The 19,686-nt window shown below is 62.9% G+C and carries 21 protein-coding genes; 8 read left to right on the top strand and 13 right to left on the bottom strand.

Annotation, left to right across the window (positions count from 1 at the left end):
- Positions 1 to 94: 94 nt before the first annotated feature.
- The 5 genes from tolB to ybgC form a co-directional block, all read right to left on the bottom strand.
- Entirely contained in the window at positions 95 to 1,402 is a 1,308-nt protein-coding gene (gene tolB, locus RHIZ70P_RS06940) for a Tol-Pal system beta propeller repeat protein TolB (protein ID WP_115669670.1), read from the bottom strand.
- A 21-nt stretch (positions 1,403 to 1,423) separates the two neighbouring features.
- Positions 1,424 to 2,539, bottom strand: coding sequence for a hypothetical protein (locus RHIZ70P_RS06935; RefSeq protein ID WP_115669669.1), 1,116 nt, complete (start codon positions 2,537 to 2,539; stop codon positions 1,424 to 1,426).
- Positions 2,540 to 2,548: 9 nt separating this feature from the next.
- Positions 2,549 to 3,004 (bottom strand): protein TolR, encoded by a 456-nt coding sequence (tolR, locus tag RHIZ70P_RS06930; RefSeq protein WP_115669668.1) that lies wholly within the window; start codon positions 3,002 to 3,004, stop codon positions 2,549 to 2,551.
- 25 nt (positions 3,005 to 3,029) lie between these two features.
- On the bottom strand, positions 3,030 to 3,749 hold the full coding sequence (tolQ, locus tag RHIZ70P_RS06925; protein WP_115669667.1) for a protein TolQ: 720 nt from the start codon (positions 3,747 to 3,749) through the stop codon (positions 3,030 to 3,032).
- Between the two features lie 238 nt (positions 3,750 to 3,987).
- Positions 3,988 to 4,428 (bottom strand): tol-pal system-associated acyl-CoA thioesterase, encoded by a 441-nt coding sequence (gene ybgC / locus RHIZ70P_RS06920; RefSeq protein ID WP_115669666.1) that lies wholly within the window; start codon positions 4,426 to 4,428, stop codon positions 3,988 to 3,990.
- Between the two features lie 124 nt (positions 4,429 to 4,552).
- On the opposite strand from ybgC, the gene RHIZ70P_RS06915 reads away from it, so the two are divergent.
- From RHIZ70P_RS06915 to RHIZ70P_RS06905, 3 genes are read left to right on the top strand one after another with little or no spacing between them, the layout of a single operon-like run.
- Positions 4,553 to 5,773 carry an NAD-dependent epimerase/dehydratase family protein gene (locus tag RHIZ70P_RS06915; RefSeq protein WP_115669665.1) on the top strand — a complete coding sequence of 407 codons (1,221 nt, stop codon included), beginning with the start codon at positions 4,553 to 4,555 and terminating at the stop codon, positions 5,771 to 5,773.
- Positions 5,770 to 6,642: a glycosyltransferase gene (locus RHIZ70P_RS06910; protein ID WP_115669664.1), complete on the top strand. Its 873-nt coding sequence runs from the start codon at positions 5,770 to 5,772 to the stop codon at positions 6,640 to 6,642. Before RHIZ70P_RS06915 ends, RHIZ70P_RS06910 begins: the two co-directional genes overlap by 4 nt.
- Positions 6,639 to 7,529, top strand: coding sequence for an NAD-dependent epimerase/dehydratase family protein (locus RHIZ70P_RS06905; RefSeq protein WP_115669663.1), 891 nt, complete (start codon positions 6,639 to 6,641; stop codon positions 7,527 to 7,529). The genes RHIZ70P_RS06910 and RHIZ70P_RS06905 overlap by 4 nt, the downstream gene beginning before the upstream one ends.
- Before the next feature lie 3 nt (positions 7,530 to 7,532).
- Here RHIZ70P_RS06905 and RHIZ70P_RS06900 read toward each other — a convergent pair whose 3' ends face one another.
- From RHIZ70P_RS06900 to ruvC, 8 genes are read right to left on the bottom strand one after another with little or no spacing between them, the layout of a single operon-like run.
- Positions 7,533 to 8,099, bottom strand: a complete 567-nt coding sequence (locus tag RHIZ70P_RS06900; protein WP_115669662.1) for a DinB family protein — start codon at positions 8,097 to 8,099, stop codon at positions 7,533 to 7,535.
- A 59-nt stretch (positions 8,100 to 8,158) separates the two neighbouring features.
- On the bottom strand, positions 8,159 to 9,199 hold the full coding sequence (ruvB, locus tag RHIZ70P_RS06895; protein ID WP_028736474.1) for a Holliday junction branch migration DNA helicase RuvB: 1,041 nt from the start codon (positions 9,197 to 9,199) through the stop codon (positions 8,159 to 8,161).
- On the bottom strand, positions 9,196 to 9,603 hold the full coding sequence (locus RHIZ70P_RS06890; RefSeq protein WP_115669661.1) for a PIN domain-containing protein: 408 nt from the start codon (positions 9,601 to 9,603) through the stop codon (positions 9,196 to 9,198). The genes ruvB and RHIZ70P_RS06890 overlap by 4 nt, the downstream gene beginning before the upstream one ends.
- Before the next feature lie 5 nt (positions 9,604 to 9,608).
- Complete coding sequence (locus tag RHIZ70P_RS06885; protein WP_115669660.1) at positions 9,609 to 9,878, bottom strand: AbrB/MazE/SpoVT family DNA-binding domain-containing protein; 270 nt, start codon at positions 9,876 to 9,878, stop codon at positions 9,609 to 9,611.
- A 54-nt stretch (positions 9,879 to 9,932) separates the two neighbouring features.
- Complete coding sequence (ruvA, locus tag RHIZ70P_RS06880) at positions 9,933 to 10,550, bottom strand: Holliday junction branch migration protein RuvA (RefSeq protein ID WP_028736471.1); 618 nt, start codon at positions 10,548 to 10,550, stop codon at positions 9,933 to 9,935.
- A gap of 12 nt (positions 10,551 to 10,562) precedes the next feature.
- Positions 10,563 to 10,976, bottom strand: coding sequence for a type II toxin-antitoxin system VapC family toxin (locus RHIZ70P_RS06875; protein WP_115669659.1), 414 nt, complete (start codon positions 10,974 to 10,976; stop codon positions 10,563 to 10,565).
- A 3-nt stretch (positions 10,977 to 10,979) separates the two neighbouring features.
- A complete protein-coding gene (locus RHIZ70P_RS06870; RefSeq protein ID WP_115669658.1) occupies positions 10,980 to 11,231 on the bottom strand; it encodes an AbrB/MazE/SpoVT family DNA-binding domain-containing protein in 252 nt (83 codons plus the stop codon).
- Between the two features lie 58 nt (positions 11,232 to 11,289).
- Positions 11,290 to 11,802, bottom strand: coding sequence for a crossover junction endodeoxyribonuclease RuvC (gene ruvC, locus RHIZ70P_RS06865; protein ID WP_115669657.1), 513 nt, complete (start codon positions 11,800 to 11,802; stop codon positions 11,290 to 11,292).
- A gap of 158 nt (positions 11,803 to 11,960) precedes the next feature.
- Here ruvC and RHIZ70P_RS06860 point away from each other — a divergent pair, with 158 nt between their 5' ends.
- From RHIZ70P_RS06860 to serA, 5 genes are all read left to right on the top strand, one after another.
- Positions 11,961 to 12,944, top strand: coding sequence for an LLM class flavin-dependent oxidoreductase (locus RHIZ70P_RS06860; RefSeq protein WP_115669656.1), 984 nt, complete (start codon positions 11,961 to 11,963; stop codon positions 12,942 to 12,944).
- A 183-nt stretch (positions 12,945 to 13,127) separates the two neighbouring features.
- Entirely contained in the window at positions 13,128 to 15,443 is a 2,316-nt protein-coding gene (locus RHIZ70P_RS06855; RefSeq protein WP_115669655.1) for a methyl-accepting chemotaxis protein, read from the top strand.
- A 257-nt stretch (positions 15,444 to 15,700) separates the two neighbouring features.
- On the top strand, positions 15,701 to 16,528 hold the full coding sequence (locus RHIZ70P_RS06850) for an outer membrane protein (RefSeq protein WP_115669958.1): 828 nt from the start codon (positions 15,701 to 15,703) through the stop codon (positions 16,526 to 16,528).
- A gap of 215 nt (positions 16,529 to 16,743) precedes the next feature.
- The gene (locus RHIZ70P_RS06845) at positions 16,744 to 17,916 is read left to right on the top strand and encodes a phosphoserine transaminase (RefSeq protein WP_115669654.1); all 1,173 of its coding nucleotides are present in this window, start codon (positions 16,744 to 16,746) and stop codon (positions 17,914 to 17,916) included.
- Positions 17,917 to 17,999: 83 nt separating this feature from the next.
- Positions 18,000 to 19,595: a phosphoglycerate dehydrogenase gene (gene serA / locus RHIZ70P_RS06840; protein ID WP_115669653.1), complete on the top strand. Its 1,596-nt coding sequence runs from the start codon at positions 18,000 to 18,002 to the stop codon at positions 19,593 to 19,595.
- The last annotated feature ends 91 nt before the right edge of the window (positions 19,596 to 19,686 follow it).

Raw genomic sequence — 19,686 nt, 5'->3', positions numbered from 1 at the left:
GGCATCCAACGAACATGGTTAAGAAAGTGTCAAATCACTGCCGCGATGCGCCATTCTGTGGGACCTTGCGGCAGGAAAGCGGCATGAATGCGGCCTATTCGAGGAGCGGCGACCAGGCCGGATCGGAAGCGTAGGTCGGGGTCTTGACCAACTGTTCGTTGTATCCGGTCAGATCGATCGAATAAAGCTGCGGGCCGCCGGCGCCGGCGCTCTGGCGGAAGAACATCAGAACACGGCCGTTCGGCGCCCAGGTCGGGCCCTCGTTGTGGAAGCCGGAGGTGAGGATGCGCTCGCCCGAGCCGTCGGTCTTCATCACGCCGATCGAGAACTTGCCGCCCGACTGCTTGGTGAAGGCGATGAGATCGCCGCGCGGTGACCAGACGGGGGTCGAGTAGGAGCCGTCGCCGAACGAGATGCGCTGCTGGCCCGAGCCGTCGGCGTTCATCACGTAGAGCTGCTGGCGGCCGCCGCGGTCGGATTCGAAGACGATCCGGGCGCCGTCAGGAGAATAGGACGGCGAGGTGTCGATCGCAGCCGTCGAGGTGAGCCGGGTCGTGGTGCGCGAGCGCAGGTCCATGGTGTAGATGTTGGCGTTACCGTCCTGCTGCAGGCTCATGATGACGCGCTGGCCATCGGGCGAGAAACGCGGCGAGAACGTCATGCCGGGGAAGTTGCCGACCACTTCGCGCTGCCCGGTCTCCAGCTGGAGCAGGTAGACGCGCGGCTGCTGGCCCTCGAACGACATGTAGGTCACTTCCTGGCGGCTCGGCGAGAAGCGCGGCGTCAGGACGATGTCCTTGGAGCCGGTCAGCATGCGGACGTTCTCGCCGTCCTGGTCCATGATGGCGAGCTGGCGCTTGCGGTCGGTCTTCGGGCCGCTTTCCGAGACGAAGACGATGCGGGTGTCGAAATAGCCCTTTTCGCCGGTGATGCGCTCATAGATGGCATCGGCGATGATGTGGGCGACGCGCCGCCAGTTCTCCGGCTGGGTGTAGAATTGCTGGCCGGTCATCTGCTGGCCGGCAAAGGTGTCCCACAGGCGGAACTCGGCGCGAAGACGACCGTCGCCTTCCTTGCTGATCCGCCCGACCACGAGCGCCTGGGCGTTGACCACCTTCCAGTCCTCGAAGCGCGGAGCCTGGTCGGGATTGGTGATCTTCTCGATGAAGGCCGCGCGGTTGACCGGGGCGAAGAGGCCGGAGCGCTTGAGGTCGGCCTCGACGACGGCGGCGATCTTCGCGCCGATGCCGTCGGCCGAGACGAAGTCGGTGATCGCGATTGGCAGCGGCTCGACATTGCCCTTGTTGATGTTGATTTCGACGACGGCGCTCGCCGGGGTGGCAAAAGCGCCGGCCATGCCGACAATCACCATCAGGGTTCGAAGAAGGTTGAGTTTAATCATAAGATCCAAGCCTTTCAGCTCTTACATCAGTTCGCTGGGGTCGAAATTGACGATCACTTCCGACCAGGCGTCGTATTTGTCCTGGGGAAGGTTCTTGAAGGGGGCGGAGCGCAGGACGGCGCGGCGCGCGCCGCCCATCAGCACCTGTTGGGTCTGCGGCGTGCCACCGGTCGCGGTGACTTCGGGTTCGCCGATCAGCTGACCGGATTCGTCGAGCTGGAATTTCACCCGGATACGGACGTCGGCCGCATCGGCAAGCCCTGGAATGACCGACCAGTTGTTCTGGATCTGGCCGCGAAGCGCGTCCATCTCGCTCTGGCTGAGCTTCGAGCCGCCGGTGGTGGTCTTGCCGCCAAAGGCCGCCTTGTCCGGCGATGCCTTGGCGCCGCCGGCGGTCGGGTCGTTCTTGTTGAGGAGGGCCGCGACCTCGTCGGCGTTGAAGTCGCTCTCCTTGGCGGATTTCGACTTTGCCGTCTCCTGGGTCTTGACGTCCTTCTTCTTGTTCTCGGCCTTGGCCGTCTCGCTCTGGCTCGGCTTGGTCTCCGCGGGCTTCGCCTCGGCCGGCTTCGGCTTTTCCGGCTTCGGCTTGGCGGAGGGGACCGGCACGTTGTCGGGCAGCGGAATTTCCTCGGCGGCGGCTTCTTCCGGCGGCGCTTGCTCGGCGGGAGGCTCGGGCTTCGGTTCGGGCGTCAGTTCGGGCTTCGGCGGTTCGGCCTTGGCCACTTCGACCGGTTTTTCGGCGACCGTCTCTTCCTTGATGATGTCCTTGATGTCGTTGGTGACATCGTCCTGCGTCGGCTGGACCTTCTCGACCTTTTCCGGGGCGGCCGAGGATTCGGCATTGGTCGGCTTTTCGGCCGGTTTGGGCACCGATTTCAGGTCGACCTTGTTCTCGCCGATATTCTGCGCATCCGCGACGGAGGTCGGCTTCTTGGTCGGCACGGGGGCCGATTTCTCGGCGACCGGCGCGGACTTGTCGCCCTGCTGAATCTGGGTGATCTCCTCGATGGGAACGATCTCGACCGGGAGCGCCTCGACGTCGGCGACGTCGAAGGATTCGGGCGCGCCGATGCTGACCAGCGCGAAGGTGAGCGCCAGCCCGTGCAGCACAGCCGAAGAAATGAGACTAGCTCTCATCGCGTCCGATCACTTGTCCTGTTCTTGCAGGGTCACGAGGCCGATATTCTTGAAACCGGCCGCGGAAATGCGGGCCATGACCTGCATGACGGTGCCATAGGCGGCGGCGGTGTCGCCGCGCACATAGATGCGCTCATTGTAGCCGGTGGTGGCGATCGCCTCGAGCTTGGCAACCACGTCCTCGAGGGGGATCGCCGTTTCCTGGAGATAGATCTCGCCGGCCGGGTTGACCGAAATGGTGATCGGCTGGGTCTCGGAACTCATCGCCTTGGCCTGAGTCTCCGGCAGGTCGATCGGCACGCCGACCGTCATCATCGGTGCCGCGACCATGAAGATGATCAGGAGCACCAGCATGACGTCGACCATCGGCGTGACGTTGATTTCGCTCATCGGCGCTTTCCTGCCGCCGCGCCTTCCGCCACGACGGCCACCGCCACCACCGCCCGATCCGACATTCATACCCATAGCGTGCGTCTCCTAGTCCGGACGATTACTGCGCGGCCTGGCGAGGCTGCAGCTTTTCATCGATCTGGCGCGAAAGAATGGCGGAGAACTCGTCGGCGAAGCCTTCCATGCGGGCGGTCAGCTTGCCTGCCTCGCCGGAGAACTTGTTGTAGGCGATGACGGCGGGGATAGCGGCGACGAGGCCGATCGCGGTGGCCAGCAGCGCCTCGGCGATACCGGGGGCGACGACCGCCAGGTTGGTCGACTTGGATCCGGCGATGGCCTGGAACGAGGTCATGATGCCGACGACCGTGCCGAACAGGCCGACGAAGGGAGCGGCCGAACCGATGGTCGCCAGCGAGGTGAGGCGGGCTTCCAGTCCCTCCGATTCGCGCGCCAGCGTCACGTCCATGGCGCGGTCGATGCGCATCTGCAGGCCGATCGGCGAACGGGCGCCGCGCTCAAAACTCTTCTTCCATTCGCGCATCGCGGCGACGAACATGGCGGCAAGCCCGGTATTGCTGCGTTCCGCCAGCGTCCGGTAAAGCTCCTCGAGGGACTGACCCGACCAGAACACCTGTTCGAACTGGTCGAACTGGCGGCGGGCACGCGAATAGCTCATGAACTTGTCGATGATGATCGCCCAGGTCCAGACCGAGGCGGCGAGCAGTCCGAGCATGACCAATTTGACGACAAAACCTGCCTGCATGAACAGGGCCCAAAGGCTCACGTCATGCGTCGCCGCTGCCAAACCTACTTCTTCCATCGCTTCTAAATCCCCGAAATCCAAACGCCCGGCACAGGACCGGGCGGTGAAAAAGCTCTGTTGCGGAATTGTGCGGTTGCCATTGCCGAACGCCCTTATTCCGCTTCAAGCTCCCAGATTGCCTTCTTGCCCTCAAATTTGGTCAAAGGAAGGCGTGCGTTGCACAAATCTCCACGCGGGCAGTAAGACATCATTATGGTTAAGGGACCGTTAGCGCGGGCCCGCGGCGCGGGTCCAATCAGGAGAGGAAGCGGGCGGCCAGTCCTTCTGGGAGGCGGCGGGGACGTCCGTTGCGATTGACCACGGCAATAACGACCCTGGCGGCGATCAGCAGGTCGCCGGCGCGGCTTATTTCCTGCTCCAGCACCATCTTGGCACCGCCCGCCTTGGTGGTGGCTGTCCTGATCTCCAGGACGTCGTCCATGCGGGCCGGTGCCTTGAAGTCGATTTCCATGCGATGGACGACGAAGATGAGGCCTTCCTCGTCCATGCCGATCAAGGCGCTCTGTTCGACACCGAGACAACGCAGATAGTCGGTTCTGCCACGCTCGAGGAAGTGCAGATAGCGGGCGTGATAGACCAGACCGGAGAAATCGGTGTCTTCATAATAGACGCGCTGGGTGAGGCGATGACCGTTTTCCGTCAGTTCTCCACAGAGAGAAATCGTCTTTTGATTCATGCTCTTACCTTGTTCTGTCGGCATCTGAACGGCTGTCCGTGCCCAGCGATCCGGCGACCATTGTAGTTCTGTCACAAATCGGCATTATCAGATTTCAGACCTTACCGGCACAGGAGACTACCATATGAAAATTGCAGTCATGGGCGGAGACGGATTCGTTGGCTGGCCGACTTCCCTCCATCTCTCCGATGCCGGTCACGATGTCCATATCCTCGACAACCTGTCGCGCCGCTGGATCGATACCGAACTTGGAGTGCAGTCGCTGACGCCGATGGATTCGATCCAGGAGCGCACCCGCATCTGGCACGCGGAAACGGGCCGGCGCATCCATTTCCATCTGATCGATCTCGCCAAGGACTACGAACTCCTGAAGAACTGGTTGGCGGAGGAGCGCCCGGACGCGATCATCCATTTCGCCGAACAGCGCGCCGCGCCCTATTCGATGAAGAGCGACCGCCACAAGAACTACACGGTCAACAACAATGTGAGCGCCACGCACAATCTGTTGAACGCGCTGACCGAACTCAGCCTCGATTCGCACCTTGTCCATCTCGGCACGATGGGCGTCTACGGTTATTCGACGGTCGGAGCCGCGATCCCGGAAGGCTATCTGCCGGTCGGCATCGAGACGATGCAGGGCGAGACGGTATCCCAGGAAATCCTCTATCCGAGCAATCCCGGCTCGATCTACCATATGACGAAGTGCCTCGATCAGCTGCTGTTCCAGTTTTACGCCAAGAACGACGGCCTGCGGATCACCGACCTGCATCAGGGCATCGTCTGGGGGACCCATACTGAACAGACCCGCCGCCATCCGCAGCTCGTCAACCGCTTCGACTATGACGGCGACTATGGCACGGTTCTCAATCGCTTCCTCATCCAGGCGGCGATCGGCTATCCGCTGACCGTGCATGGCACCGGGGGGCAGACGCGCGCCTTCATTCACATCCAGGATTCGGTGCGTTGCATCGAGATCGCGCTCAACAATCCGCCGGCGCGCGGGTCGCGCGTGGAAATCTTCAACCAGATGACGGAAACGCACCGGGTCCGCGATCTGGCCGAGATGATCTCGAAGATGACCGGTACCGAGATCGCCTGGCTACCCAATCCGCGCAAGGAAGCCCCTGAGAACGACCTGATCGTCAGGAACGAGAAGTTCCTCGGCCTCGGGCTCGAACCGACGACGCTGAAGGGCGGCCTGCTGGACGAGATCGTCGACGTTGCCAAGAAGTTCGCCTATCGCGTCGATCGTTCGCGCGTGCCGGCCGTCTCGGCCTGGACCAAGGACATCGCCAAGACGATCAACCGCGACCCGGAAGGCAAGAAGTTGAAATCCGTGTCATGATGATGGGCACGGAAATGCTGCGCGGCATCCGGCCGCAAACCACGGCCGGTTCGCGCAATGCCTTCGTCACCCTGGTGACCAATGCGGACTATGCTATGGGCGCGGTGGCGCTGGCACGGTCGATCCGGCTCACCGGCAGCCCGGCCGATATCGTCGTGCTTTTCACCGGCGGGGTGGAGGCGAGTGCGCTTCAGCCGCTGGAAGCGCTCGGCTGCCGGCTGGTGGAGGTGGATCATCTGCCTCTCTCGCATGCGTTCAACCTGCGCCACGGGCGCGGCAATCTGCATGCGAATGCGCCCTTCACCAAGGGGCGCAAGCCGTCCTTTCATTCGCCGCTCGACAATTTCTGCAAGTTGAGACTCTGGCAACTGATCGACTACGCGACCTGCGTCTTCATCGATGCGGACGCGATCGTGTTGAAGAACATCGACAAGCTGTTCGACTATCCGGAATTCTCCGCGGCGCCGAATGTCTACGAGAGTCTTGCCGATTTCCACCGGCTGAATTCCGGCGTGTTCGTCGCCAAGCCGTCGCTTGCCACCTTCGGCGCCATGCTCAAGCAGCTGGATGAGCCGGACGTGTTCTGGCGGCGCACCGACCAGACATTTCTCGAAACCTTCTTTCCCGACTGGCACGGCCTGCCGGTCTTCATGAACATGCTGCAATATGTCTGGTTCAACCTGCCGGAGCTGTGGGACTGGAAAGAGATCGGCGTCCTGCACTACCAGTATGAAAAGCCGTGGGAAGCCGACCATCCGAAGGCGGCTCTGCTCAAGCCGCTCATCGACCTGTGGCAGGCCTATCATTCCGGCGTTGGCGTTCCGGACATCGCGACGCTGGCCAATCCGGTGCCGGCTGCTGCGGCATGAAGGTCCTTGTCTCCGGGGGCAAGGGGCTGGTCGGCCGCTATGTCGTCGAAGCCCTGCTTTCCGCCGGCTACGACGTGATCGTCGGCGGGCGGTCGCCGCCTGCGGCGGGTTACTTCTCGCGGCCTGTCGGGTTTCGCTCGCTGTCGCTCGATCCAGAATACGATCCGATCGACGATTTCGATGAAGCCTATCACTTCGTCCACGCGGCCTTCGACCACCAGCCGGGGAAATACCGGGGCGGGGAAGGCGACGATCCGGTGCGGTTTCGCCGGCTGAACCTCGATGGGACGGTGAGGCTATTCGATGCCGCGCGGCGGGCCGGAGTGCGGCGCGTGGTGTTTCTGTCGAGCCGGGCCGTCTATGACGGTATTGCGCCGGGGATGCCGCTGGTCGAGACGGCGGAGCTGCATCCGAAAGGCCTTTACGGCGAAGTCAAATTGCTGGCCGAGCAGGTGCTGGCCGATATGTCCGGCCCGGGCTTTGCCGGATCGAGCCTCCGGTTGACTGGTGTCTATGGAGATCTCAGACCCAACAAATGGGACGAAATGTTCGCCTACTATCTCTCAGGCGGGGCGGTGCCGGTGCGTGCCGGCTCGGAAGTGCATGGCCGGGACGTCGGGCAGGCGGTGCGGCTGATGCTGGAGGGCGATACGGCGAGGGTGTGCGGCGAGGCGTTCAACGTCTCGGACGTCGTCACTGACACCCGTGAGATCCTCTCGACCCTGAAGATGGCAAGCGGGTCTCCGCACCCGCTGCCGGTGCCGGCAGACAAGACGCTCGTGGCGGAGATGGCGACGGACAAGATCCGCGCGCTGGGCTGGATGCCGGGCGGCAAAGAACGGCTCGAAGCAACCGTGCGGAGTCTTGCAGACAGCTTGCGGTGCTGAGCCTTAGCCCATCAGCTCCGCTTCGCTCCATCCGAGATCGGCCATCTCCATGGCGCGTGCGGCCCGGTCGTCGCCGACGATAAACTCGTCGAGCTGCGGCGGCTTCACGCTGGTGCCGGAGAGCATGGCATGAACCTGGCCGCGATGGTGGGTCTGGTGCTGGAACAGGTGGCTGAGGATGTCGTCGAGCCGGTCGGTCTGGATGCGGCTGCCGCGATGGACCTCGACGGTGCGGGCAAGATCGCCGGACGTCAGGTTGTCGCAGAGTTCGAGAAGACGGCGGTCGACGTCGGCCTGCGCGGTGCGCAGCTCGGCTGCGTCGGCGAAGGGCTCCGCATTTTCCCATGCCTTCGGGCCCAGCGTGCCGCCCTCCAGGGCATCCACATAGAACCAGTCGACGACGAGGATATGGTTCAGCGTCGCCCGGATCGACGGGAAGAAGCCGGTGCGCGACGCCTCGAACTCGCCGGGCTGCAGAAGCGCCACCGCCTTGTGCAGGCGCAGATTGGCGAGCGCATTGGCGCGGGCGAGCTTGCGGAAGACGCGGGTGGGGTCATACGCCTCGGTCATGGAATGTTGCCTCCCTGGCCTCATGGTTCGGTCCCAGCGGCACCTGCTTGCAGCGGAGTTCAATCGTCTTCCAGCGTCAGGCGGAACTGGGCGGCCTCCAGATCCTTTGGCGGCTGGAGGCCCAGATGCTTCCACGCCGTGGTGGTCAGCACGCGGCCGCGCGGGGTGCGCTGGATGAAGCCCTGCTGGATCATGTAGGGCTCGATGATGTCCTCGATCGCATCGCGCGGTTCGGAGAGACCGGCGGCGATCGTCTCGATGCCGACCGGGCCGCCGCCGAAGTTCACGGCGATCATGTTGAGGTAGCGCTTGTCGAGCTGGTCGAGGCCCATATTGTCGACCAGAAGCCGGGTCAGTGCCTCGTCGGCGATCTCGCGGGTGACGGCCTCGGCGCGGGCGACTTCGGCAAAGTCGCGCACCCTGCGCAGGAGGCGGCCGGCGATGCGCGGCGTGCCCCGGGCGCGGCGGGCGATCTCGCGGGCGCCTTCGTCCGTCATGCCGAGCCCCATCAGCCGGGCCCCGCGCCGCACGATCAGCTCCAGTTCCTCGACCGTGTAGAAGGAGAGGCGCACCGGAATGCCGAAACGGTCGCGCAGCGGCGTGGTCAAGAGCCCGAGGCGGGTGGTGGCGGCAACGAGGGTGAACTTGGAAAGGTCGATCTTCACCGAGCGGGCGGCGGGGCCTTCGCCGATGATCAGGTCGAGCTGGTAGTCCTCCATGGCGGGATAGAGGATTTCCTCGACGGCCGGGTTGAGCCGGTGGATCTCGTCGATGAAGAGCACGTCTCGCTCTTCGAGATTGGTCAGGAGGGCGGCCAGGTCGCCGGCCTTGGCGATGACCGGGCCGGAGGTCGAGCGGAAGTTGACGCCGAGTTCCTTGGCCATGATCTGGGCAAGCGTCGTCTTGCCGAGCCCCGGCGGGCCGACGAACAGCACATGGTCCAGCGCCTCGCCCCGGTTCTTCGCCGCCTCGATGAAGATCTTCAGATTGGCGCGCGCTTCCGCCTGGCCGGTGAATTCGTCAAGCGATTGCGGGCGCAGCGCCGTGTCGAGGTCCTCGCCGCGCTTGTCGGGGGAGAGGATGGGGTTTGGGGTGCTCATGCGAGGAGTTCCATGCCGGGTACGCGGGACGCAGCGCGTCTGTCGAAGGTGAAGGTCGTTGCGCAGCCGGCCAGCCGGTTCATCTCGGCCAGAAGCGCATCGGCAAAGTCTACATTCTCGCGCCGGCAGAGATCCAACGCATTTCCGACGGCCTCGTAGTCGGCGATCTCGAATTCGCGTCTCTCAAGCAGGGCCTGGAGAAAGTCGAGAATACGGTCACGCGGAAAGCGATAGAACCGTTTCAGGACCCAGCTTGCCTCCAGAACGACCGACACGTTGACGAAAATGGTCTCTCTGTCGCGCAACCGATCCAGCAGCCGCTCAACCGTCCCGATTTGCTCGGGGCTGTCGCCGACCACGATACGCAGCAGCACATTCGTATCGATGCCTTGTCGCGTGCTCATCACTCTCAGCCCGGGCGTCCGGAGTTCGCGTAGCGCTCAACGGCCTCTTCCTCGATCGCCGCGTCGATCTGCTCCACGGTCGCCTCGCGTTCCGATGGCGGCTTGCCCATAAAGCCGGCCAACTCGCTCAGCGGCTTGTTCCTTGGTACAACGATCATCTCGCCATTTCGGACCCAGGCGTAGCATTTGTCGCCGGGCCTGACGTTGAGTGCGTCCCGAACGTGTTTTGGAATGGTCATCTGGCCCTTGGCCGTGACAGTGATGTTAAAGCCCAAATCCAATACTCCTTACTTTTCAGGAATAGTAAGGCAATTTGCCTTCTCCAGCAATCACCGCGACAGCTCCTTCAATCCCAGCCGGATGAGCTTGGCGCTGTCGGCGCCTTCGCCACCGTTCTTCAGGGCGGCGGAGATGGCATTGGCGGCCTGCTCGCGGGAATAGCCGAGATTGGTGAGTGCGGAGACGGCATCGGCAACCGGGGCAGGGGCGACACCTTCGCCGAGCTCCTGCTTGAGGCCGATATTGGCGGCCGCCTCGCCGGCGAAGGCGGGCGCCTTGTTCTTCAGCTCGGTGATGATGCGGACCGCAACTTTCGGGCCGACCCCCGGCGCGCGCGACACGGCGGTCTTGTCCTGCAGCGCGATGGCATTGGCGAGTTCCGAGGGCGTGAGCGTGGACAGGAGCGCAAGGGCCACCTTGGCGCCGACGCCCTGGACGCTCTGCAGGAGGTTGAACCATTCGCGCTCCAGTGCCGTCATGAAACCGAACAGCTTCAACTGGTCCTCGCGGACATAGGTCTCGATGAACAGCACCGCCGCCTCGCCCGGCGAGCCGAGGCGCGACAGCGTGCGCGAGGAGCAGAAGGCGACGTAGCAGACGCCATGCACGTCGATCAGCGCATAGTCGTCGCCGATTTCGTCGATGGTGCCTTTGAGCTTGCCGATCATGGATAAGATCCGTCAGGGATGGGTTTCGGGAGTAATGAGGGGAACCATCGGGAAATAGGTGCGGTAGCCTTTCGGATCGCGCGTGAGAATCGAATAGCCGCGAATGGCGGCATGCGCGCCGATCATGAAATCCGGCAGCACACGCTCGCGCGCTCCGCCGGTCCTGCGGTACCGGCCGAAAGCAACGCCGGCGGCGAAGGCCGCAGCCCAGGGCAAGCCCTCACGATGGAAATCGGATTGCGGAAGCAGCTGGTCGACTGTCTCGATATCGTCGTAGCGCACCGAAAACTCGGCATAGATGACCGGATTGATCAACAGGGGCTGCTCGGCCGCCGCCCGGGTCAGCGCCGCGCGCGACCAGCCGAGCCACACCGGGTCGCGCACCGCTACATCGACGAGGACATTCGTGTCGACCAATGTCGCCATGGATCAGCGATCCCTCGTCATGGCCATCAGGGCCTCGGCATCGATCGTCTGGTCACCGGTGCCCTCGAGTGCGTCGAGGGCCTGCATCAGCGTGGCGAGACGGCTCCGTTCTACATCGGAATTCCGGTTGCCTTTGGGCGCCAGGGTCAACTTGCCGTCCTCGACCGTGAATACGACCTCGCTGTTCGGCTCGATGCCGACCAGTTCGCGCAAGTCGCGAGGTATGGTGACCTGCCCTTTGGATGTGACGCGCATGATCTCGCTCCTTCTTGAGTAAGAAAATATCTTACTTTCGGAACAAGTCAAGAACAAACTAGGCGTTGGCCAGCACCTGGCGCATGCGGTCGCCGCCGCGATTATGGGCGTGGCAGATGGCGATGGCGAGCGCGTCGGCGGCGTCGTTGCCCTTGAACTCGGCCTTGGGCATGAGGATCTTCAGCATCATGTGGATCTGCTGCTTCTCGCCGTGGCCGACGCCGATGACCGCCTTCTTCACCGCATTGGGCGCATATTCCGCGACCCGCAGTCCGGCCCGCGCCGGCACCAGCATGGCGATGCCGCGGGCCTGGCCGAGCTTCAGGGTGGCGACGGCGTCCTTGTTGACGAAGGTCTGCTCGACGGCGGCTTCGTGCGGCTGGTAGGCGTGCACCACTTCCGAAAGACCGTCATGCAGTTGGCAGAGCCTGGAGGCCAGGTCCATGTCGCCGTCCGAGGTCACGGTGCCGGATGCGACGAAGCGCAGTGAATTGCCGAGCGTCTCGATGACGCCCCAGCCGCATCGCCTGAGGCCCGGGTCAATGCCGATGATTCGAATCGCGTTCTGCATGGCGTCACTCTAGCTTCCTGCCCGCCGGTCTGCCAGAACTAAGTGAACAAAACAAAAACATTGAAGTGACGATCAGAGAAAGTCGTCATTCCGGCTTTGGCATTCGCGGGTGGTGGCTCTACATAGGGGCGACCGCGAAACCACACCGGACCCAAGCCATGATCCCCTTTTCCATCCTCGACCTCTCGCCCATCGCCGAGGGCCACTCGATCTCCGAAGCGCTCGACGCCTCCCGGCTGATGGCGATCAAGGCGGAGGATTGCGGCTACAACCGGTTCTGGCTGGCCGAGCATCATGGCATGCCGGGCATTGCCAGCGCGGCAACCTCCCTGGTGATCGCCCATGTCGGTCAGGCCACCAAGCGCATCCGCATCGGCTCGGGCGGCGTCATGCTGCCCAATCATTCGCCTCTGGTCATCGCCGAGCAGTTCGGCACGCTGGAGGCGCTGTTTCCCGGTCGTGTCGATCTCGGTCTCGGGCGGGCGCCGGGCACCGACATGCGCACGGCCAGGGCGCTCAGGCGCAATATGGAAGCGGGGACGGAGAGTTTCCCCCACGACATCATCGAACTCAGGCGACTGCTCGGCGAGCCCGCCGAGGATCAGGCGCTGCTTGCGGTTCCCGGCATGGGCAGCCATGTGCCGCTCTGGCTGCTCGGGTCCAGTCTTTATAGCGCCCATCTGGCCGCGGCGCTCGGGCTTCCCTACGCCTTTGCCTCGCATTTTGCCCCGGACCAGTTGATGGAGGCGATCGCCATCTATCGCGAGCGCTTCCAGCCGTCGGACGAACTCGACAAGCCCTATGTCATGGTCGGCATCATGGGCGTTGCAGCCGAAACGGATGCCGAGGCCGAACGTTTGTTCACGTCGTCACAGCAGCAGTTCGTCAACCTGCGCCGCAATGTGCGAAAGCCATTCCCGAAACCTGTCGAGACGATGGAAGGGATCTGGAGCGAAGTCGAGCGTTACGGGGTTGAGCACACCCTGCGTTATGCCGTGGTCGGGGCCCCGGCGACGGCAAAATCCCGGCTGAATACGTTCCTCGAAATGACAGGCGCCGACGAATTGATCATCTCCATGCCCATTCATTCCGTCGAGGCACGGCTGCGATCCACGGAAATCTTCGCTGATCTCCGAGAATAATCCGGTATTCCAGCCATAATTCCGCGTATTCTACTTTGTGATGAGAATTTGCCGCGGGCTTTAACCGGCGTTTAAAGAAAAATCCCGACCGTAAGGCGTCTATTGGCGAGACGTGCGCGTCTCTGCCATTTCGACGCCATAAAAACACACGCGCAGAGTGGGGCGCGGAAAACGGGATTCAAGATGACTAGTCGTTTCAACTCGCTGTCCTCCAAGGTCATCGGCATATTTCTCCTGCTGACTGTCTTGTCGGTCGGACTGCTGAATATTCTGGCCTATTCCACGTCCAGTGCCGTCTTCGAGGACCAGACCTTCCGGTCCATGCGCTCGACGCTCACTTTCCGCGGCGACATTCTCAATGAGCAATTGGCGCAGCTGGAAAACCAGGCGACCTCGATCGCCAAGATCGAGAGCCTGCAGCAGTCGATCACCGCGATGAAGAGCGGCTGGAACACGATCGTCAAGACCTCTGGCGACGCCAGGAAGGAATTGCGCGACGTCTTCATCACCAAGAACCCCAATCCCGCCGAACTCGAAAAACTGCTGAAGCCGGAGGGTCCGAGCGGATTCTACTATTCGAGTCATGAGACGGTGCAGACCCAGGTCGCGGGCTTTCTCAAGGACACCCAGTTCCGCGACCTGCTGATCGTCGACCAGGCCGGCAACGTCATCTATTCCTACAGGAAGGGCGAAAGCTTCGCCGAGAACGTGGCAAGCGGTCCCCTGGCCGCGACGGGCCTCGGACGCGCCTTCGCCCGCAGCGTGGAAGAGGCCGGCAAGGCGGTCGACGATGCCGCCCCGACGCGTTTCTCCGGGCTGAGAGCGGGCAGCAATCCGCAGTCGCCGGACATCTATTTTGCCGTGCCCGTGGTCAAGTTCGGGTCGTTCAAGGGTGCGATCCTGTTCCAGCTCAAGGACAGCGCAATCACCAGCATCCTGTCCAAGGGGATCCACGCCGACAGTGGCGAGCAGGCCGCCATCCTTTCTCAAGACGGAAGCGGCATCAGGCTGTCGTCCGATGGCAAGCTTGCGGATATTTCCGCGGCACCCTTCGGTTTTCCGGCAGAAGCCATCAATGGCAAGGAGATCGTCATCTCCTCGTTCCAGCGCGCCGATGGCGCGGCCAACGCCTATGGTCGGCCGGTCTCCTACGGTGGTGATACCTATCTCGTGGTCGAGAGCCTCACCCATGCCGAGCTCGGTGCCGGTTCCTGGCACATCGCCATGACGCTTTTCGTGACGGCCGTCGTGGTGCTCACGGTCATGGCAATCGCGACCGGTTATCTGACCGGGCGGCTGTTCGCTCCGCTTGCCAAGCTCGCCACCGTCACCGGTGACGTTGCCAACGGCAAGCTCGACGAGGCCGTCGCCAACCAGGAACGCCGCGACGAGATCGGCACCATGGCCAAGGCGCTGGAGCGCTTCCGCCTGGGCCTGATCGAACAGCAGCGCCTCGAATCGGAGACCCGCTCCGAACGCGAGCGGGCCGATATCGAACGTCGCCAGCGCATGGCGGAAAGGGAAACGGAAGCCCAGAGCCTGCAGGCGGTCGTCGCCGCTCTCGACGAGGGCCTCGACCGGCTGGCGCGCGGCGATCTCGCCTTCGAAATCCGTACAACCTTCCCGCAGGAACTCGAGTCGCTCCGCCACAACTTCAACAAGGCGCTGTCGACGCTCAGCGCCACGCTCGCCGGCATCGGCGGGAACTCCGTCGCCGTTCGGGAAGGTTCGGACGAGATGCGTTCCGGCGCCGACCAGTTGGCCGAGCGCACGGAACGGCAGGCCGCCGCCCTGACCCAGACGGCCAGCGCCATCAAGGCGATCACCGAGGGCGTGCGCACCCAGATCGCCCGCGCCGAGGATGCGGAAAAAATTGCCCGCAACGCCAAGAACGACACGGAACAGTCGAGCCACATCATGCGCGAGACGATCGCCGCGATGGAGGCGATCCAGGGTTCGTCGCAGGAGATCAACCAGATCATCGGCGTGATCGATGAAATCGCCTTCCAGACCAACCTTTTGGCGCTCAATGCCGGCGTCGAGGCGGCACGGGCCGGCGAAAGCGGCAAGGGTTTTGCCGTCGTCGCGCAGGAGGTGCGAGAGCTTGCCCAGCGCTCGGCGGCGGCGGCCAAGCAGATTGCCGGCCTGCTGGCGAAGTCGACGACTGAGGTCGAACATGGCGTCACACTGGTCGAGAAGGCGGGGGCCGCCCTCCAGGGGATCGGCTCGCATGTTCTGGCGATCAACGGCCGCATCAGCGAGATCATGAGCTCGACCCGAGAGGAGGCCCAGACGCTTTCCGAGATCAACGGTTCGGTCAATCAGCTCGACGCCATGACACAGCAGAACGCGGCTATGGTAGAGGAAACGACGGCGGCGATCCATCGGCTCGCCCAGGAGGCGGGCGAGATGGACCAGCGGCTCGGGCAGTTCTCACTCGGCGGTGGTCATTTGGCCGGCGACACAGGCCTTGGCGGGGCCATGCGTCGGGCGAGCTGAAGCCTGTTCTCGACGTTATCCATCACTCGATGGGTCGGAAGCATGCTTCCGGCCCTTTGTCGTTTCGGGGGGCAAGGACTGTCTCGGGCGCGGTCGCTGCCTCTTATTCTGCCGAACTTGCAAGAATATCCTCGCTCGTCAAGGTAAACAGACGTAGTTAAGCGCACCTTAACCTTTGTGCTTCATTATCCATCCTGATCAAAACATCGGCCACAACAAGGCCCGTGCATCAACGATGGATATTGGAGTATCTTGCCATGAAGACGAGCCTTTTCGCCGTGGCTGCCGTCCTGCTCGCCGGCACAGCAGCCCATTCTGCAGACATCTATCAGCCTGAACCCGCGCCGATCTCGGCACCCGAGGTCGAAATCACCGAGGCCTCCGGCTGGTATCTGCGCGGCGACGTCGGCTATTCCTTCAACAAGATGCGTGGAGCCGAGTACTTCCAGGGCTCCAACGGCAACCTGGTCGATTTCGACGATACCAACCTCGACGACAATTTCACGCTTGGCGTCGGCGTCGGCTATCAGGTCAACAACTACCTGCGCACGGACCTGACCCTCGACTATATGTTCAAGTCGGATTTTGAAGGTTCGACCACCGGTTCCTGCGGCACGCCGCTCGAGCCCTGCACCTCGAGCGATGTCTCGGCCATGCGGGCTTATCATCTGATGGCCAATGCCTATGTCGATATCGGCACCTACGGCATGATCACCCCCTATGTCGGCGGCGGTATCGGCGGCGCCTACGTCAAGTGGGACAAGCTGCGCAATACGGCCTGCCAGGACGATGGCGGCGGCTGCGACGACACCGTCACCCACAAGGGCTACCACAACTGGCGGTTTGCCTACCAGCTGATGGCCGGCGCCTCGATCGATGTCACCTGCAACGTCAAGGCCGATGTCGGCTATCGCTTCCGCCATACGCTGGCTGGCGGCATGTTCGGTTTCGAGGACAATGGCGGCCCCGGCCGAGACAAAGGCTTCTACAGCCACGAAGCTCATGTCGGTGCCCGCTACCTATTCGGTGGCTGCGAGCAGCCGGTGGCCTATGAGCCGCCGCCGGAGCCGATCGTCTACAAGTAATTTTGCCGCCCTTTGAATTGCTGAAGGCCGCCCCGCAGTGGGCGGCCTTTTCGCGTTCAGGCTGTATCTCGGGTGGCCGGGCGGTGACATGGGTGCGTCAAAAATTCTTCTCTCCGCGACATAGAATTTTCTTGACGCGGATTTTCGACAGGCGTAGTTCCAGCGGCGGGACACCTCTCCCCAACGAGAGGCTAATTACCTGGAAGGGTATCTATATGGCTGATATCGTCGCCCCCGCCGCGCGTCCGGCAAATGCTAATTTTTCTTCTGGCCCTTGCTCGAAGCGCCCCGGTTGGTCGCTCGATGTGCTTTCCGATGCCCCGCTCGGTCGCTCGCACCGCGCCAAGGTCGGCAAAGCCAAGCTCAAGCAGGCCATCGATCTTACCCGCGAAATTCTGAACGTGCCTGCGGATTACCGCATCGGCATCGTTCCTGCTTCCGACACGGGCGCCGTCGAAATGGCGCTCTGGTCGCTGCTCGGCGAGCGCGGCGTCGACATGCTGGCCTGGGAAAGCTTCGGCGCCGGCTGGGTCACCGACGTCGTCAAGCAGCTAAAGCTCAAGGATGTTCGCAAGTTCGAAGCGCCTTATGGCGAACTGCCCGACCTGAAGCAGGTCGATTTCGACCGCGACGTCGTCTTCACCTGGAACGGCACCACTTCTGGCGTCCGCGTTCCGAACGCCGATTTCATCCCGGCCGACCGCAAGGGCCTGACGATCTGCGACGCCACCTCGGCCGCCTTTGCCCAGGACATGGATTTCTCCAAGCTCGACGTCGTCACCTTCTCCTGGCAGAAGGTTCTGGGCGGCGAGGGCGGCCACGGCATGCTTATCCTTTCCCCGCGCGCCGTCGAGCGTCTGGAAAGCTATGTCCCGGCCTGGCCGCTGCCGAAGATCTTCCGCATGACCAAGGGCGGCAAGCTGATCGAGGGCATCTTCACCGGCGAAACCATCAACACGCCGTCTATGCTGTGCGTCGAGGATTATATCGACGCGCTGCTCTGGGCAAAGTCGATCGGTGGTCTGAAGGGCCTGATGGCGCGCGCCGATGCCAATGCCAAGGTGCTGTTCGACTTCGTCGAGGCCAATGACTGGATCGCCAACCTCGCCAAGGTTCCAGAGTCCCGCTCCAACACCTCGGTCTGCCTCACCATCGTCGACAAGGACGTGGCGGCGCTCGACGCCGACGCCCAGGCCGCCTTTGCCAAGGCCATGGTCACGGCGCTCGACAAGGAAGGTGTCGCCTTCGACATCGGCGCCTATCGCGACGCCCCGTCGGGCCTCAGAATCTGGGCCGGCGCGACGATCGAGACCGCCGACATGAAGGCACTGATGCCCTGGCTCACCTGGGCTTTTGAGACCCAGAAGGCCGCGCTCAAGGCTGCCTGAGACTGATCCGGCTTCGCCCCCGTGGCGAAGCCGCACATTCCCATATCCATACCAGACCTGAACCCCTTTGAAGGAGGCCTCCCATGGCACCTCGCGTTCTCGTATCCGACGAATTGTCGGAAACCGCCGTCCAGATTTTTCGCGATCGCGGCGTTGAAGTCGATTTCCAGCCCAAGCTCGGCAAGGACAAGGAAAAGCTCCTCGAGATCATCGGCAATTACGATGGTCTCGCCATCCGCTCCGCCACCAAGGCGACCGAGAAGCTGATCGCCGCCGCGACCAATCTCAAGGTCATCGGCCGCGCCGGCATCGGCGTCGACAATGTCGACATCCCGGCCGCCTCGCGCCGCGGCATCATCGTCATGAACACGCCGTTCGGCAACTCGATCACCACGGCCGAGCATGCCATCGCCCTGATGTTCGCCGTCGCCCGCCAACTGCCGGCCGCCGACGCCTCGACCCAGGCCGGCAAGTGGGAAAAGTCGAAGTTCATGGGTGTTGAGATCACCGGCAAGACGCTCGGCGTCATCGGCGCCGGCAATATCGGCGGCATCGTCTGCAAGAAGGCGATCGGGCTTGGCATGCATGTTCTGGCCTATGACCCCTTCCTGTCGAAGGAACGGGCCGAGGAAATGGGCGTCACCAAGGTCGAACTCGACGAGCTTCTGGCCAAGGCCGATTTCATCACCCTGCACGTGCCGATGACCGACAAGACCCGTGGCATCCTCAACAAGGAGGCACTCGCCAAGACCAAGAAAGGCGTGCGCATCATCAACTGCGCCCGCGGCGGACTGGTGGACGAGGCGGCTCTTGCCGAAGCCATCAAGTCCGGCCATGTCGCCGGTGCCGGTTTCGACGTCTTTGAAGTCGAACCCGCGACCGAGAGCCCGCTGTTCGGCCTGCCGAACGTGGTCTGCACCCCGCATCTGGGCGCCTCGACCACGGAAGCGCAGGAAAACGTCGCACTGCAGGTTGCCGAACAGATGTCGGACTATCTGATCAAGGGTGCGGTCTCCAACGCCATAAACATGCCGTCGATCACGGCGGAAGAGGCGCCGATCCTGAAGCCCTTCATCCGGCTGGCTGACGTGCTTGGCTCGTTTGCAGGGCAGGTCACCGAAAGCCCGATCAAGGAAATCGAGATCCTCTATGACGGCGTCACCGCGACGATGAACACCAAGGCGCTGACCAGCGCGCTGCTCGCGGGCTTGATCCGCAACCAGGTGTCCGACGTCAACATGGTCTCGGCTCCGATCATGATCAAGGAAAAGGGCATCGTGCTCTCCGAGGTCAAGCGCGACAAGACCGGCGTCTATGACGGCTACATCAAGCTGACGGTCACGACCGAGCGTCAGACCCGTTCGGTCGCCGGCACGGTATTCTCCGACGGCAAGCCGCGCTTCATCCAGATCAAGGGCATCAACATGGATGCCGATGTGGGGGCGCACATGATCTACATCGCCAATACGGACGTGCCCGGTATGATCGGCTTCATGGGCACGACGCTCGGTGACGCAGGCGTCAACATCGCCAATTTCCAGCTCGGCCGCGAGAAGGAAGGTGGGGACGCGATCGCGCTTCTCTATGTTGACGAGCCGGTCAAGCAGGACGTTCTCGACAAGCTGACCGCCCACCACGCGATCAAGCAGGCGAAGCCGCTGATCTTCAACGTCGACTGATCCGTTCCTCCCGGGAACATCCACAGGGGCGCGGGCGGAAACGCTCGCGCCCCTTCTGCTTGCCGTCCCGGCAGGACTTGATGGACGTCAA

The sequence above is a fragment of the Paenirhizobium selenitireducens ATCC BAA-1503 genome, assembly GCF_900492185.1.
GTDB lineage: Bacteria > Pseudomonadota > Alphaproteobacteria > Rhizobiales > Rhizobiaceae > Allorhizobium > Allorhizobium selenitireducens_A.
This window is presented reverse-complemented; position numbering and strand designations above follow the sequence as displayed.

Bases quoted from the DNA above. Each gene is read 5' to 3' on its own strand.
- tolB (WP_115669670.1), bottom strand. From the start codon at position 1,402: ATGATTAAACTCAACCTTCTTCGAACCCTGATGGTGATTGTCGGCATG.
- RHIZ70P_RS06935 (WP_115669669.1), bottom strand. From the start codon at position 2,539: ATGAGAGCTAGTCTCATTTCTTCGGCTGTGCTGCACGGGCTGGCGCTC.
- tolR (WP_115669668.1), bottom strand. From the start codon at position 3,004: ATGGGTATGAATGTCGGATCGGGCGGTGGTGGCGGTGGCCGTCGTGGC.
- tolQ (WP_115669667.1), bottom strand. From the start codon at position 3,749: ATGGAAGAAGTAGGTTTGGCAGCGGCGACGCATGACGTGAGCCTTTGG.
- ybgC (WP_115669666.1), bottom strand. From the start codon at position 4,428: ATGAATCAAAAGACGATTTCTCTCTGTGGAGAACTGACGGAAAACGGT.
- RHIZ70P_RS06915 (WP_115669665.1), top strand. From the start codon at position 4,553: ATGAAAATTGCAGTCATGGGCGGAGACGGATTCGTTGGCTGGCCGACT.
- RHIZ70P_RS06910 (WP_115669664.1), top strand. From the start codon at position 5,770: ATGATGATGGGCACGGAAATGCTGCGCGGCATCCGGCCGCAAACCACG.
- RHIZ70P_RS06905 (WP_115669663.1), top strand. From the start codon at position 6,639: ATGAAGGTCCTTGTCTCCGGGGGCAAGGGGCTGGTCGGCCGCTATGTC.
- RHIZ70P_RS06900 (WP_115669662.1), bottom strand. From the start codon at position 8,099: ATGACCGAGGCGTATGACCCCACCCGCGTCTTCCGCAAGCTCGCCCGC.
- ruvB (WP_028736474.1), bottom strand. From the start codon at position 9,199: ATGAGCACCCCAAACCCCATCCTCTCCCCCGACAAGCGCGGCGAGGAC.
- RHIZ70P_RS06890 (WP_115669661.1), bottom strand. From the start codon at position 9,603: ATGAGCACGCGACAAGGCATCGATACGAATGTGCTGCTGCGTATCGTG.
- ruvA (WP_028736471.1), bottom strand. From the start codon at position 10,550: ATGATCGGCAAGCTCAAAGGCACCATCGACGAAATCGGCGACGACTAT.
- RHIZ70P_RS06875 (WP_115669659.1), bottom strand. From the start codon at position 10,976: ATGGCGACATTGGTCGACACGAATGTCCTCGTCGATGTAGCGGTGCGC.
- RHIZ70P_RS06870 (WP_115669658.1), bottom strand. From the start codon at position 11,231: ATGCGCGTCACATCCAAAGGGCAGGTCACCATACCTCGCGACTTGCGC.
- ruvC (WP_115669657.1), bottom strand. From the start codon at position 11,802: ATGCAGAACGCGATTCGAATCATCGGCATTGACCCGGGCCTCAGGCGA.
- RHIZ70P_RS06860 (WP_115669656.1), top strand. From the start codon at position 11,961: ATGATCCCCTTTTCCATCCTCGACCTCTCGCCCATCGCCGAGGGCCAC.
- RHIZ70P_RS06855 (WP_115669655.1), top strand. From the start codon at position 13,128: ATGACTAGTCGTTTCAACTCGCTGTCCTCCAAGGTCATCGGCATATTT.
- RHIZ70P_RS06850 (WP_115669958.1), top strand. From the start codon at position 15,701: ATGAAGACGAGCCTTTTCGCCGTGGCTGCCGTCCTGCTCGCCGGCACA.
- RHIZ70P_RS06845 (WP_115669654.1), top strand. From the start codon at position 16,744: ATGGCTGATATCGTCGCCCCCGCCGCGCGTCCGGCAAATGCTAATTTT.
- serA (WP_115669653.1), top strand. From the start codon at position 18,000: ATGGCACCTCGCGTTCTCGTATCCGACGAATTGTCGGAAACCGCCGTC.